The organism is Bacteroides sp. AM16-24 (assembly GCF_003471885.1).
In the GTDB taxonomy this organism is placed as follows: domain Bacteria; phylum Bacteroidota; class Bacteroidia; order Bacteroidales; family Bacteroidaceae; genus Bacteroides.
Window position 1 is genome coordinate 123,696 of record NZ_QRKI01000004.1, and the last position, 14,627, is coordinate 138,322.

Here is a 14,627-nt window from a genome sequence, read left to right on the forward strand (position 1 = left end):
TAACGGTTAAACCGGATTATTCAGCGAAGATAAAAAACGTCCTGTGATAAAAATCATGGGACATTTTGATGTGTATCCGATTTTTATTGCTACTTTTGTACCAAGACGAGAGACATTGACAGCAACTCACAGCAGAACGTAGAAATAGACAGGGTTGCCAAATCATTACCTCATTTTTACCTTATCCTCAGAACTGCTTGCTAATAAAGTGGTTATAAAAATCTTCCAGAATTTCATAATTATCTGAAGTTTATTTCAGATGTACCACTAAAGTTGTATCCTCAGAGAAGGTAAAACTGCATTTTTCGTAAGAAGGGGGGCCCATAACGCCTTCGGCATCATTGCTGAAACCAAACTTCTCCACAGGAATACCGAAAGCACCGGTATCCAATTTACCATTTCCATTCTCATCCTGATACATGGAGAAGGCATAAGTTCCTGCCGGGAGTCCTTTACAGGGGATAGACACAACTTTATCCTTCACCTCTACTGCAAAACCGGCAAGCGGCTTCTTCATGAATGTCTCCTGAGAGTTGTAGATGGCAACATAGAGTTTACCAGCTACATTTTCAATACCACGTACTTCCAGAGTAAGATTTTGTGCAGACAGACTTTGAGTTGCAAAAGCCAAAACACATACGAAACTAATAATCATTGCTTTCATTTGATTTGTTTTTAAAGAGTTTATAAATAGATACGCGGACGACACGGATTAGGCGGACGAACACGGACCTTTTTTTAATTAAATTAGAAATTAGAAACATCATAAGCCGCCTTCTTCCCAAGTGTGATAAACACCCCGATATAGAAGAAATGATCGTTTGAAGCCAGAATAGCTTTATTATTCACCCGCCCAAACTCATTTTTCCGGCAAAGGATATTGGTAGCAGAGGCATGGATAATCACTTTCTTACTGGGCAGGAATGTCAGTCCGAGATCAAGACTGTTATAAGGCTTCACATGATCATTCATCAAGCCCGGTAAATCCGGATTATGATAAGGACGCCCACTGCTGAAACGGTTCGTCAAACCGACTATCGTGCCGATTCGCGGAATGGAATACTTCAGCACTAGGGATGCATTGTGCTGAGTGGCATATTGCGGAGTAGTCAGTTCCGTATATTCCTGAAACTTCCGCTTGGCAATATTATATGTATAGGAAAGTTGGTATTCCAGATTCTTCAGCAGGACACGGTCATTAAAGAATAAGTCGAAACCTTTACTGTAGCCATAACCACCGGAAGTCAGTACTTCCGCTGCATCTACCGTTCCCTTTTCCACCAATGCCAGACGGTCATATTTCTTATAATAAAGTTCAGCCTTGTAGAAGCGTCCATCACCCTCATACTGCGCACCCAGATTATACTGAATGCATGATTCCGATTTCAACTTGTTCTCCTGAGCCAGCAATCTGCTAACCGGCAACTGTGTATATCGTCCCGCCGTAGCAGAGAGTACTACATCTCCCAAATAGTAATTAACAGCCAGACGGGGTGAGAAATTCACCTTTTCATTCAATGAAGTATATTCTGTGCGGACAGAAAGTTCCGCCTTCAATTGCTCCACCGGATAGTAAGTCGCCGAAAGAAAGCCTGCACTGATCGTCGGATTGATTTCATGATGGCTATCTATTCCCTCCGCCTCTTTCATCTGATATTGATAACGATTCTCATACCGGCGGATAAAACTCTCCACTCCCATATCCAGACGAAAAGCCGGAGAAATACACTTGAACACTTTTGCCTTTGCATGAAGTTCCTGTTGTTGTTCCATCCAATGATCTGTCGAAAGTGATACATTACCTATCTTCTGTTCAAAGAAAGAGAATGCCGCACCTGCAAACCAGTTCCATCCACCGGAAGTACGCTTACGGAAAGTTGTATTAAGATAGAAATTATTCTCATTCAGATCGAACAGTCTACGTTCAGCGCCTTCATAATTGGAAAAGTCAGTATGATCATAGCCGCCATAAATCTTGAAAAGCGTAGCATCATCGGGATGATAGCGGAATTGTGCCGATCCGGTCATCATCCGGTAGGGATCTTCAAAATCCGTACGTCCTGAATAGATATGATCATAGACACATAAGTCCTGATAATCCAGGTTCACCGAAAGTGAACCTTTATCGAAAGCCCGTGTACCTCCCCCACCGAAGCCTACCGTAGAGGCATTAATGCCTAACTTATTGATAGGGCGCTTATCCTTTGTCTCCAATGGTAACACAGCCGAGAGTGCATCCCCGTATTCCAACGGAGCCCCGCCCGATTCCAGATTGACACCACTGAACATAAAAGTGGAATAACGCCCGCGCGCCGGTGAGTTTATACCTGTAGCCGTATAAGGATTCAAGACGTGCATTCCGTCAATGTATGTCTGTGTTTCATCACTACTTCCGCCGCGCACCAGCAGCCGGCCACTTTCTCCTTGTACCTGCGTGCCCGGCAGTGTCTGCAATGCCTGATACAAATCACCGTTTGCACCTCCCACAGTCACCAGTTCCACCGGACTCATATCACTCCAACGACTGTTGGCAACAGGCGTCCTTTTACCTTTCACTACCACTTCCTTCAAATCTACACTATCATTGTATAGTTGCAAGAAAACGGTATCCGTCACAGCTGTCTGCGCCTCCAAGTGCTGCACCATCAGCAATACACTTACACTAAAAAGTAGAATCAATCTTTTCATTTTATCTATGTTCTTTACGATTTCCGTCAGCAAACATAGACTAAGAATTTCAGGCAAAAAAATATCCGGGACAGACTATCCGGATATGTGACAAACAGCACTCCTCCTGTGACGAATGGCTGTATTTTTTTTATTCTGTGACGAATGACTACCCTTCCGTATCCCCTTCTATCAGCGTTTTTATCTCTTTTGCATAGCCTCTGGAAACCGGAACTTCTTCCGTACATCCTTCCAGTCTCAAACGGTATCCTTGTGAGTTTCCATTTACTTTTACCACAGTGTGTATGTTCACCAGAAAGGCCCGATGACAACGGACAATAAACGGACAGGCAGCAACTGCTTCTTCCGCCTGCTTCATAGTAGCCCGCACCAGCTTTTGCTGCATCTTATCCGCACTACTGTAAGCTACTCTAATATAATTTCCTTCTGCTTCTACATAAAATAAGGTATGGGCATCCACTTCCAGCATTTCTTTCGTTCCGCCGGAGAAAACCAACTGCATAGGAGTTTCTTCTTCTGCTACTTCTTCTACTGCCCTACCTTCTCCTATCTGTTCCTCATTCCTTGTCCGAATCTTCTCCTTCTGGGTATTCTCTCTTTTCGCAAGAGCGTAGTTAATCTCCGTTGCCTCCTTCAGATTACGTACCAGCTGCAAATTACGATTCCACATCAAAAAGAAGACAATAGGGAAAGGAGCAAGAACCGCCACCCAAGCCAAACTTATCAGAAATCCTTTCCAGCTCAGTATGAATGAACCAAATACCCAAGCCGTATAGAAACAGTTACCTATCGCAATCAGCAAACAAGCTCCCAAAGTTCCTAACAATTCGCGGCCTAATGTCCAGTTCTTCTCACTATGATAACGGGGAAACAAAGCAGGAAACAAATACGTGGAGATACTCAGTGCCAATGAAGAAACCACTCCATAACCTAACACTACCCAGAATTTATAGCCTCCCATCATAGAAATGCCAAAAGGCTGCAACACAAAAAGGATCAGAAACACTATAAGTGAAGGTATTATCACGCTTTTCCATCTCTTCACCAATGATGGATAAGGGCTTCGTAAAAGTGTCAACAGTTTATTTATCATTATGACTTCCTGTTTGTAAGGGTTGATTATGTGTAAGATGCTGCAAAGGTATACAAATTATTAATAGATCGTACAAAGATCATTTATTCCATTTTTAGTCATACTTTTGTAATATGCACATAGCAAAATTAGGGATTTCTAAAGAAAAACGAATAAAAAGCGCATTATTATATGTTTTAAAACATGTTTCTCGTGAACAATTCGTATCTTTGCAGCGTTAATAAGAGAAAAGAAAAAGATGTAAAACCCGCTTTCCGAAACGCGGAAAGCACAAAAAGATGACAATTATGAAAAAGAATGCAAATGAAATTTTTATGTTACAGTACCGTATTAAACGCTATCAAGCAATGGGAAACGGAACTATGTGCCAGGCTCTGAATGGCAAACTTCAAAAACTGCTTGCAAAGCAAGCTAACATTATCATGTAAATAACACCTTTAAATAAAATGAATGAGGGCGGAAAACCGAAAGGTTTTTCGCCCTCTTCTTTTATCAGTCGCTTACAATGTCTTTTCCAAAAGGCGTCAAAGCCAATCCTGCCAGTTTGAAATGCTGTAGTCCGAAGGGGATACCAATAATGGTGATGCACAGCACCACACCGAATGCCAGATGAGAAAGGCAAATCCAGATACCGCCCAGAAGTATCCACAACACGTTCATCAGTATATACAGACAACCACCCGAACGTTCACCGCTCCGCACCGTTTTGCCAAAAGGCCATAATGCAAGTGAAGCCATTTTCAGAGTTTGCATACCGAACGGAATACCGATAATGGTAATCATCATCAATAAACTGGCAACAAGATATTCTATAGCGGTAAAAATACCTCCGAACACCAGCCATAATAAATTCATAAAACATCCCATAATTTTGCGTTTCTTGTATTCTAATACGCAAATATAGTTTTTTTTATTTAATAACAAACTTATACTTACCTGTTAATCGCGCATCTTTATCTTTCAAGGCAACACGGTAAATCTCCGTTCCCCAAACATTGGAAAGACGTGTATCAGGCAAATTGATCGTTTCAACGGTTGCTATGAATTCACCGGGATATTCCAAAGTTACTTTCTGTCCCTGTACATCTATCGTCACCTTTCCGGGCACGGAAATATCCACCTTTCCCCAAGTAAGGAAGTTCACCTGATTAGGTTCTTTCGCTGATTTCAAGGAGAAATTATCGGTAATCGTCAGTTGCTTATCACCCAATGAATAGGCACGTGTCCAGTTATTTACCTCGGCTTCCTCCGGATAAGCCGTCGCAATGTTCGCTGAGAAGAAACGTTTCTTCGGTTGGCAGACAACATCCGTAGCCTTATAATTCTGTCCGAAACTCTGGGGTGCTCCGTTTATCATCGGCAGGTTATGGTAATTACTTTGCATGGTCCAGATGGTATAACGTTCGTTACTGAATGTCTGCCGTGTATAAGTTCCTACCCCCGCATCAATCAGCACAGGTATCGTATTGACATACAATGAAAATGTGCCTACATCATTATGATTATGACTTTCATTATTGAATCCGCCCTTCGTAGCCAGGAACCAGCCGGACTTATTGGTCAGATAGCAGAATTCCGTTTCAGGATACCAGGTACAAGCAGGTATGGTATGGGCAGCAGTCGTCTTTTCCAGTTCTCCATTCCATAATATGGACTGCAAGGAGCGGAAAGTGTCATTGCCCAAGGGCACAGAAGGACGCTTACCATCCAACAGATAAGCAGCAAACTGCATCATTTCCTCACTGCCGACCGCACGGCCATAACGGTAAATCAACTGTGCATCGCCTCCACCCTTGGCAGAAGCATCCGCAAAGTTCACTACCCAACCGTTTCCTACATACGTACGACTGATATATTCTCCCATCCGGCGAATCATCGGTTCATTGAAAAGAGATACTTTTCCGGCTGTTCCATCCGAAAGTATCTGAAGATAGTCATACATTTTCCCGGCTGCATGTCCCCAATAAGACGGTCCTTCTTCACAAGCACCGTCAGCCTTTACAAAATTGATGAACTTATCTACCGACTGCATGCTGCGCCAAACAGCCTTTGCCAGGCGGTCACGGTCATTCTCTAATAAAAGATAGCATTGCAATACATTGGAGTTACACCATGGATTCCAATTATTGATAATCATTCCCGGTTTCCATTGGAAAGCCATCCACCATTCCCGGTCATTGTTCATATAAGGATCGAGAATACGCTCCTGCAAAGTATGACGCAAGCGTTGAGAGATTACAGGATCTATTTTATCGAAAGAATCATGGAAGAAGTAATATACCCACGACAACATGGAACCGAAGTTTCCCGAACCCAGATCAATCACCTGTTCGCGATAATCGGGCAGAGAGCGTTTGGTGGTCTGACGTACCAGATGGGCAGAAAGTACCCAGGAAGTCATCTCGCAACTATAAAATGCTCCATTTATCAGTTGGTCGATAAACCGCCCTTTTCCTTCGGCAAGTTCGGCAAGCATCAGGATGTTGATTGCTTTCCGGTTGGCCTCATAGGGATTTTGCATAATGTTCCGTTCGCCACTGCGTTCATATTCCAGATAGTCGGTGGCGCGGATTACTTTCCATTCGTAATTAAGCATTTTCTCTCCGGCACGAATCAGATTTTCTTTATTGGTACCCAGCAATTCGTCCCAACCGGCACGGTCGGTATAAGCAGGATAAGGTACCCATTTCTGATTCATCACCAATACCTCTTTCAGTTGTTCTTCACTACCGGCAGCTTTTTGCAAAAGATTCCGTTCGGTATAGGCATGTGCTGAAACACCTGCGACAATAAGCAGGCAGAAAGAAAGGATAATGCGGCAAAGCGTGTTCTTCTTCATGATATTTAAAAGTTAGATTATCTGTTATACGATGAGGCAAAAGTACACAAGTTCCGCCAAAACAGTGTATCTGATTATCCGTAGTTGGGTACAAAATCATCCATTTGTACATCGGATTAATAAATCACAGGGAAAGAGGGTTCATTTCCAATCACTAAATTCAAAGCTCAACTGTTCCCAGACGCCCTTCTCCTCTGTCTCCTCCCGCGGATTAGAAACAGAAAGACCTATCAGGCGGATAGGATGATGTTCATAATCCACTTCTTTCAGTAGTTGTTTTGCCAAGGGAAGAATCACATCAAGAGTAATTAATTCTTTGGCCTGCGTAATACTACGGGTTATCTGATTGAAATCATGAAACTTGATTTTCAGCGTCAGTGTGTTTCCTCTAAAATCTTTATGTTCCAGACGCCCAACCAGTTCCACCGCAGTATGATATAACTCGATGATAACCGATGAACGTTGCGAGATATCTTTCTCCAATGTATGTTCACAGCCGATAGATTTACGAATACGCACCGACTCCACCGGACGGAGGTCAATTCCTCTTGCACAATCATAATACGATGAACCGACTTTTCCGAACTCACGCAGTAACATGGCCTGTGAACAGGCTCGCAACTGTTCTCCATTGTGAATCCCTAATGAATGCATCTTCTTTGCCGTCACCGGACCTACGCCCCAGAAACTCTCGATGGGAAGACGGGCTATAAAATCCAGCGCCTGGTCAGGGTGGATGGTACACAGTCCATCCGGCTTGCGATAATCCGAAGCAATCTTTGCCAGGAATTTATTATAAGATATACCGGCGGATGCTACAAGATTAAGTTCTCTCCGTATCTTTTGTTTGATTTCCTTGGCAATGTCCACAGCCAATGGGATACCGGGTTTATTCTCTGTCACATCCAGGAAAGCCTCATCCAACGAAAGCGGCTCAATGATATCCGTATATTCATGGAAAATTTCATGTATCTGGCGGGAGATGTCTTTATACACCTCCATCCGTCCAGGCACAAAGATAAGTTGCGGACAAAGCCGCTTTGCTTTCGTAGATGGCATAGCCGAACGCACTCCAAAGCGACGCGCCTCATAACTGGCAGCTGCCACTACACCACGTTCTTCGGCATAACCCACTGCAATAGGTTTTCCGCGCAACTCTGGATTGTCACGCTGTTCTACAGATGCGTAAAACGCATCCATATCTATATGTATGATTTTTCGTTCAGTGCCTTCGCAACACATCATGCATAATCACCTTTCCATTTTACGATTCATTTCCTCACATAGTGGGGCATCTCTCCGGGTATCTCCATGGAAATCTCTACCAGGCCTCCCACCACACCATCCTGTTTCCATGCCGTCTGATAAATCATTTTCCTGACTCCGTTCTTCTCAATGGTATAAGCATTGATACCTCCCGTTTCAAGCAGTTCGCGTATCTTGTCCTGCGATTGCGGGTTGTGGCAATCAAATAGATTCTTGCCTATCAGACTGCCATGTTTGGCAAACGTGCGACATGCTTTCTCATTCATATAAAGGATGACTCCTTCTGTGTCACATACGGTTACGGCACAGTTCATTTCATTAGCCCATTCGTACATAGTTTTTGCTATAAAGTTACGGTTCATACCTTTTACTTTTATGACCCAAAGATAATGTTTTTCCCAATGACACCCTTATTGCCTATCAACAAAATCTTTAGAATGAACATACCTTAGTGTATGATTCGATATATCATCAATACGGATGATGACTATCATCAATACGGATGATGACTATCATCAATACGGATGATGACTACCATCAATACGGATGATGACTACCATCAATACGGATGATGATATAATAACCCATAAGAACAACATAGCTCAGTTACGTTGTTTCCTGTGCAAAGTCTGTCACATTCATCACCACCTGTCCTACTACTTGGCCACAAACCATAGTACCCGAAGCAAAAATAGGCAAATATGCGACGATAGCACAGGCACCGGGAGGAGGCACGGGAATTATACTCACTGTTCTCTCCTCATCCGAAGCAACCTCCGATATACAAAAATAAATGCCGGCACCAGGAACAGGACAGCCGCAATCCATGCCGTCGGATCACCGAAGCAGACCGCAAGATAGCCGAAAGCGGGCACTGCATAAAGACTTACCAGCACACGTGCTATCATTTCGGAAACTCCGGAAAGCATAGCAAGATTGGTATATCCCGCTCCCTGGATGGTATATCGCAGAATACAGAGCAATCCCAAAACCGGGAAGAAGGACACGGAAATATGCAGGAACAACTCCGTGTCCTTCAATATTTCCAGTTCAGACGCTTCCACAAAAAGCAAGGCAAACGTACGTGCCCCCAGCATCAATATGCAGAACGTAAACGCCCAGTAAATAATCATCATTAACGTACTTGCCTTTACTCCCATCCAGATACGTCCGGGCTTACCCGCACCATAATTCTGTCCGGTATAAGTAGCCATAGCAATGCCCAGACTTTCAAGCGGACACATAAAGAACATCTTGATGCGCATGGCAGCAGTAAAAGCGGCTACACAAGCAGTTCCCAATGCATTGTTGGCGCTTTGCAACATGATGCTTCCGATAGCGGTAATCGAGAATTGTAATCCCATAGGTACACCGATATACATCAGTGTCCGTGCCAAGGCGCCGTTGAACTTCCGTTCATCCGGTGTTCCCCGCAATATGTCAAAACGGCGCATCATGTATCCATAACACAACACAGCCGATACGCCTTGTGAAAAGACCGTAGCGATGGCGGCTCCCGCCACTCCCCAATCTAATACCAGGATACAGAACAAGTCGAGCAGAATATTAAGTATAGTGGAAAACAACAGAAACCAGAAAGGCGTCTTGCTATCGCCCAAAGCACGAATGATGCTGGACAGCAAATTATAAAAGAAAGTACAGGGAACTCCGATAAACGTTATCAATAAATAATAGTAGGCATCCTGGAATATGATATCCGGTGTACGCATTATCTGCAAAATATCTCCACACAGAATACTCGTAATTATCGCAATCACCACCGACATCACCGCTGCCAGTTGTAAACTGACCGATACATAACGACGCATTGTACTGTAATCCCGCACTCCGAACTTCTGCGCCACAGGAATACCGAAACCTCCACAACATCCATTACAGAAACCAAGAATAAGGAAAATCACCGAAGTACTTGCTCCTACCGAAGCCAGTGCATTAATACCCAAGAATTTTCCTACGATTGCCGCGTCTACCAGAGAGTATGTCTGTTGTAGCAGGTTTCCCATCAACAGAGGCATAGTGAAATTGAATATCAACGGCAATGCGCGTCCTGCCGTCATTTCTCTTGATGTTGCCATAAATTAATCCTCTGAAAATTGCACGCAAAGGTATGAAAAGATAAGATTACAGGAATTGACAAACGTCAAAAATATGCTTCGTAATGAAAAGAATTAAACTACAGTCCGTCTGCATCTTTTAAGACTGAACTGTGTGCCAGATAATCAGGAGTTTCAGCATAGATATACATCACACTTCCTCCTTTAATGGCATCAATGATAGGACGGGAAAGTTTTTGCGGAACAGCCGGACAGCCAAAGCTTCTTCCCAAACGTCCTCCTCTGCTGACTACCGAAGGATCGGCATAAGCCGCCCCATGCATCACAATGGCACGCTCACGAGCCCGGTCGTTGATTCCTTTTTCCAAACCATTCAAAATAAGCGAATACCCATTCTTTCCCTGATAAGTAGATTCTGTAAGATAGAACCCCAGTGAACTTTTGTAGGAACCATATTCGTTGGAAAAGGAAGTGGCATAATTATCACCGCTATTCTTTCCGTGGGAAACAACCGATGAGAAAAGTACTTTACGTTCCCTCATGTCAAATACAAAAAGACGTTTTGCGGTAGAAGGACGGGAAAAGTCTATCAATGTCAACACCTCCCGTTTACGATTGTCTATTTTATAATAACCTGCTACAGCCTGCCGGAAAGCTTTCCAGTTAACAACTCCTTCCAACTGCATGGAACGGTATAAGCTCGCATAAGCCTCAACATCAGATGCAGCAGTCCTTTCAGCAGAATCAGGAGTGTTATCTGACGACTTGCCGCCCAGAAACAAGGTACAAGGAAGAAATAAGAATAAAATGGATACAATAAATCGCAACATAAAACTTTAGCCAGAGAAATAACGGCGGCTAAATTACAGTTTTTTCTCCAGACACCTATCACACAGATAGTTAAAAATGAGGATTCACTATTCAATCACCACAACCAAAGAGCGTTCGGTAGGCGCCCAATCGAAAACGAACTTGGAATGTGAAGTGGCATTGCGCACACACATATGCGAACGTGGAGTGGTTCCCAACGACCAGCTATACTCAATCATACTTGTACGCGGCGCATTCACCGGCACTCCGTGAATATAAGCTCCGTTCGTAAAACGGCTGGCATAGGGGGCATAGCCTCCTGTCTCCGCCGAACCATCTTTCAGGAATACCATACGCGTTTTCTTCTGTTGAAGCAGATACATCCCCAGTGGGGTTTCCTGAGCATAGGGTGGAGCATGCATTCCGGTAGTGGCGGGATTCATGCTGCGTATCTTCCACTCACCTTCCGAGACATGTTCCAAGGTAGTAATATTCTGATCCAGGCGGTCGACAAAAATCACATGATTAAAGACGGTGCTATCCGGCAATTGTTTCAGATAACTGCGTGGTGCCAGCCATTCTTCTTCAAAAGTGGCGGGTAATATCCGGTAAAAACTTCCCTCCTCGCCTTTCAGATAAGCGATAGTACCGTCTCTACCATAACGTTCGGGTACCAGCGTATCAGTGGGCAGATATAGCGGTACCGATTGATAGCGCTCCACGCCCAGTGTATCAGCTACACGGCGATACACATTCCGCACGAACTTACGTACCAGGGGAGCTTCTTTATTCAGATTCTTATAATTCTGCAACACCACCCACCTTGCAGTAGTATCGCGCTGCATATTCTCGATATAAGCCAGGCAGTTCCGGATGACATCCCATTTGAAAGAGCGTACCGTATCCTTATATGGATAGGTATCTTCGAGGGTATGCTGGTCATAAAGCAATTCTTTGGTAAGGGAAATATCGGCAGCGGTCAACTGTTTCTCTTTAGGATGAGGAAATTCCAGCACAGCCGTATCTTTAGGTTCAGCCTCCTGCACAACTACCGGCACAGGTGGTTCCTGCCGGTTACGACATCCGGCAAAAATCAAACCAACGGCCACGCAGGCAAAAAGAACGAAATGTTTCATAAAATGAAATTTAACTATAACCTAATAACGACTACCTCCCTGTTATTGTTGACTCTTCATAGAAATCAATTACATAAGAAATAACAGCAGGTATCGTTTCATCTTATTCAGGTAATACGGATTTCCGCAAAGATAGAAATTTAATGAAAGTTTCCGAAAGATATTGACGGTATAATATTAATCATTCGTTTATGAACAGAACCTTATTATATTAAAATTAGACAAGTTAGGAAGGCTTTATTTATCAATACATTACAAGATGCCAACTCTTTGCATACAAAAAATTAACTTCCTGTTGACAAGAAGTTGAGACCTTGTCGACAGGAAGTTAATACCTTGTAAGCGGAATATTTATCCCCTTATCAAATCATCGGGACCGATAGCTTTCTCAGATTACTCCAACACTTTCTTTTTCAGATTAAATGTTGACAATACTTTTTTGCCGGAATAGAGTGTCACTATCAAATCATATTCCTTTCCTTCCTCAAACACATCTTTAGCAGAAAGCAATATATCTGTTTTTTCATAAGGCTTCAATGCCGGAACCATACCGGAAGCTACCTTTATTGTTTTTCCTTCCTTTTTATACGCTACTTCCACCAATGCTTTCTTTGAGCCGACCTGACCGAAATTCTGTATTTCCACTGTACATTCCAGTCCCTTCCCGGATTTGGTAAAGACTGGGGCACGAGCTGAAAGGATCGGTTCTATATAATCAATGTATGGCAAACGCGCATACCCATAAAGTATTCTTCCATCTTTGTATTTTCCAATCAACTTCGGGGCAAACTCATCTTTAGTGATGCCATTTCCTTTGCCATTGAAAGTTACAATCAAATCCTTGCCCGCACTTTCTGTGGTCAATACCTGACAACCCCTACCATAATTCACTTCTTCAGAAGCACCGAAGCGCAAGGAATTCACATCTATATCCGTCTGGGGATTGAAGCCTTCTTCCGCCTGTATCTTCACACGAATTGTTTTTGTACCCGAGGTAATAGGTTTCTCGTCCAGTATGGTAAGCAACAATCCCGGATTCAAGGGAATACTGATATTCTTTGAGCTATGGTGATCAAAAGGTTTATCTTCGTTTTTAAGCGTATCGATTACCGCAAAATTAGCCTGAATGGCACGTCCGTATTTATCCTGATACACTTTAAGGCGTTCATATTTGAACCAGTCTTCCACCTGTCCGTCTGCATGTACAGCAACTCCCGGCATATAAGCTTCACCCGGATCGACCACCCAGTTCACTCCATCCTTTGAACGAAGATAGAAAGCAATACGTCCCAGCCAATCATTAACAATCAGGTGATACTGAATATGATCGCGCCAGATTACGGGATCTTCAAACCGACCGTCCACATCCGGATAAACCCGTTTGTCGGTCAGTTGATTGTATTCCGATAATCCATCTTTGCTGACCCAGATACCACCACCGCGACAAACCATTACATAAGAACTGTCTTCACGCTGGGCAAATGAAAGATTAGACAGACCTTCGATAATACGGCGGTCGCGTGCATTGAAATCAAACTTTCCATATTCCCATTTTCCATTCAGATCATCGGATACATAACGTCCATCAATTACATAGACAACATACCGGCCATCCTTAGCACGGAATATTTCAGGATTATGCCCTTTACCTATGACACGAACAGGCTTGAAAGGCCCTGTCAGATTATCGCTTACGGTATGAAATACGTATGAGTTAGGCCATTCCATGTGTCCTTTAGGTGAACATTCCAGCCAGCCGCAGGCAAATAGATGATATTTACCGTCTTCGCCTTTTCGAATATTTCCACCCCAATAGGACCAGATACCGTCTTCAATGCCATTATCTACATAACGCGGAAGCACACAGTCAGCGCCCCATGTATCGGATGAAAGTACATTTCCCTTCATCGGCAGGAAGCGATCCATAAAGCGGGAGCCTTTCACTAATTGTTTCCATTCCGCAGGACGTTCCCGTTCCGTTATTTGTGAAAAAGAGGAATGACTGATCAAGAGCATGACTCCCAGTAGAGCAAATTTAAAGAGGCTTCTTTCCATAAATATAATATTAGAATTGGTTTTAAATAGATTTACATGGCCAAAAGTAGAAGAATTGCATATAAAAGGAAAAGGAAAGAAAGTAAAAAGGCACGTAAACCTTTACGTAAACAGAAATTACAGCTTTACAGATGCTTTTCATTTTCATCACGTTATTGTATACGATTCGGTGACAACTACCTAAGTAGTTGGAAATTAAGAGAGAATATCTGGTAAAACAAAAGTCCTTGAACTTTAGCAGTTCAAGGACTTACCATTTTTATTTGTGGAGCTGGAGGGAATCGAACCCTCGTCCAAACGAGGAAATCATAAGCTTTCTACATGCTTATCTTTGCTTAAGTTTTCGAGCAACGGCAGAACCAAAGCCATCAACCATTGCCTTATCCTTTAAAGTTTCATTCTCGCCTCAAGGCCGACAAGAACTATCTCCGATGTAACTGCACCACTGGATCGGAATGCTTCGGAGCAACAGCTTCCGAGTGATGTCTCGTCCCAGCACCTGGTGCCGGGATTAAGCTAATCTACTATGATTCGATTAAGCAGCAAGAGCGTATTGTCTTTCGCCAGATAAAATTTTGAGGACTGAGATTAAAGTGCAAATCAACGACGCACTGCATGCTTACTTACTATTTCTACCCGCTGTCAAATCCAGTCAACCCCAGAAT

General features: G+C 43.3%; 13 protein-coding genes and 1 other RNA gene. 1 reads left to right on the top strand and 13 read right to left on the bottom strand.

Going from position 1 to position 14,627, the window contains the following annotated elements; genetic code table 11:
* Positions 1 to 250: 250 nt before the first annotated feature.
* The 3 genes from DW182_RS06825 to DW182_RS06835 all read right to left on the bottom strand — a co-directional run bounded on the left by DW182_RS06825 (position 251) and on the right by DW182_RS06835 (position 3,781).
* On the bottom strand, positions 251 to 664 hold the full coding sequence (locus DW182_RS06825) for a DUF2141 domain-containing protein (protein WP_118295064.1): 414 nt from the start codon (positions 662 to 664) through the stop codon (positions 251 to 253).
* A gap of 83 nt (positions 665 to 747) precedes the next feature.
* On the bottom strand, positions 748 to 2,688 hold the full coding sequence (locus DW182_RS06830; RefSeq protein ID WP_118295065.1) for a TonB-dependent siderophore receptor: 1,941 nt from the start codon (positions 2,686 to 2,688) through the stop codon (positions 748 to 750).
* Between the two features lie 148 nt (positions 2,689 to 2,836).
* Complete coding sequence (locus DW182_RS06835; protein ID WP_118295066.1) at positions 2,837 to 3,781, bottom strand: LytTR family DNA-binding domain-containing protein; 945 nt, start codon at positions 3,779 to 3,781, stop codon at positions 2,837 to 2,839.
* A 287-nt stretch (positions 3,782 to 4,068) separates the two neighbouring features.
* On the opposite strand from DW182_RS06835, the gene DW182_RS22255 reads away from it, so the two are divergent.
* Positions 4,069 to 4,209 carry a hypothetical protein gene (locus DW182_RS22255; protein ID WP_199678556.1) on the top strand — a complete coding sequence of 47 codons (141 nt, stop codon included), beginning with the start codon at positions 4,069 to 4,071 and terminating at the stop codon, positions 4,207 to 4,209.
* A 64-nt stretch (positions 4,210 to 4,273) separates the two neighbouring features.
* Here the strand turns inward: DW182_RS22255 and DW182_RS06840 are convergent, their stop codons facing one another.
* The 10 genes from DW182_RS06840 to ssrA form a co-directional block, all read right to left on the bottom strand.
* Positions 4,274 to 4,648, bottom strand: coding sequence for a YccF domain-containing protein (locus DW182_RS06840; RefSeq protein ID WP_118295162.1), 375 nt, complete (start codon positions 4,646 to 4,648; stop codon positions 4,274 to 4,276).
* 43 nt (positions 4,649 to 4,691) lie between these two features.
* Complete coding sequence (locus tag DW182_RS06845; RefSeq protein WP_118295067.1) at positions 4,692 to 6,620, bottom strand: heparinase II/III family protein; 1,929 nt, start codon at positions 6,618 to 6,620, stop codon at positions 4,692 to 4,694.
* Positions 6,621 to 6,761: 141 nt separating this feature from the next.
* Positions 6,762 to 7,865 (bottom strand): DNA polymerase IV, encoded by a 1,104-nt coding sequence (gene dinB / locus DW182_RS06850; protein ID WP_118295068.1) that lies wholly within the window; start codon positions 7,863 to 7,865, stop codon positions 6,762 to 6,764.
* Positions 7,866 to 7,891: 26 nt separating this feature from the next.
* The gene (locus DW182_RS06855; protein ID WP_118295163.1) at positions 7,892 to 8,221 is read right to left on the bottom strand and encodes a PAS domain-containing protein; all 330 of its coding nucleotides are present in this window, start codon (positions 8,219 to 8,221) and stop codon (positions 7,892 to 7,894) included.
* 271 nt (positions 8,222 to 8,492) lie between these two features.
* Positions 8,493 to 8,636 (bottom strand): hypothetical protein, encoded by a 144-nt coding sequence (locus DW182_RS22120; protein WP_158580791.1) that lies wholly within the window; start codon positions 8,634 to 8,636, stop codon positions 8,493 to 8,495.
* Complete coding sequence (locus tag DW182_RS06860) at positions 8,633 to 9,982, bottom strand: MATE family efflux transporter (RefSeq protein ID WP_118295069.1); 1,350 nt, start codon at positions 9,980 to 9,982, stop codon at positions 8,633 to 8,635. Before DW182_RS06860 ends, DW182_RS22120 begins: the two co-directional genes overlap by 4 nt.
* A 98-nt stretch (positions 9,983 to 10,080) precedes the next feature.
* A complete protein-coding gene (locus tag DW182_RS06865) occupies positions 10,081 to 10,791 on the bottom strand; it encodes a murein L,D-transpeptidase catalytic domain family protein (protein WP_118295070.1) in 711 nt (236 codons plus the stop codon).
* A gap of 87 nt (positions 10,792 to 10,878) precedes the next feature.
* On the bottom strand, positions 10,879 to 11,907 hold the full coding sequence (locus DW182_RS06870; RefSeq protein WP_118295071.1) for a L,D-transpeptidase: 1,029 nt from the start codon (positions 11,905 to 11,907) through the stop codon (positions 10,879 to 10,881).
* Between the two features lie 393 nt (positions 11,908 to 12,300).
* Entirely contained in the window at positions 12,301 to 13,962 is a 1,662-nt protein-coding gene (locus DW182_RS06875; protein WP_199678557.1) for a glycoside hydrolase family protein, read from the bottom strand.
* Between the two features lie 263 nt (positions 13,963 to 14,225).
* Positions 14,226 to 14,622: a transfer-messenger RNA gene (gene ssrA / locus DW182_RS06880) on the bottom strand.
* Positions 14,623 to 14,627: the final 5 nt, after the last annotated feature.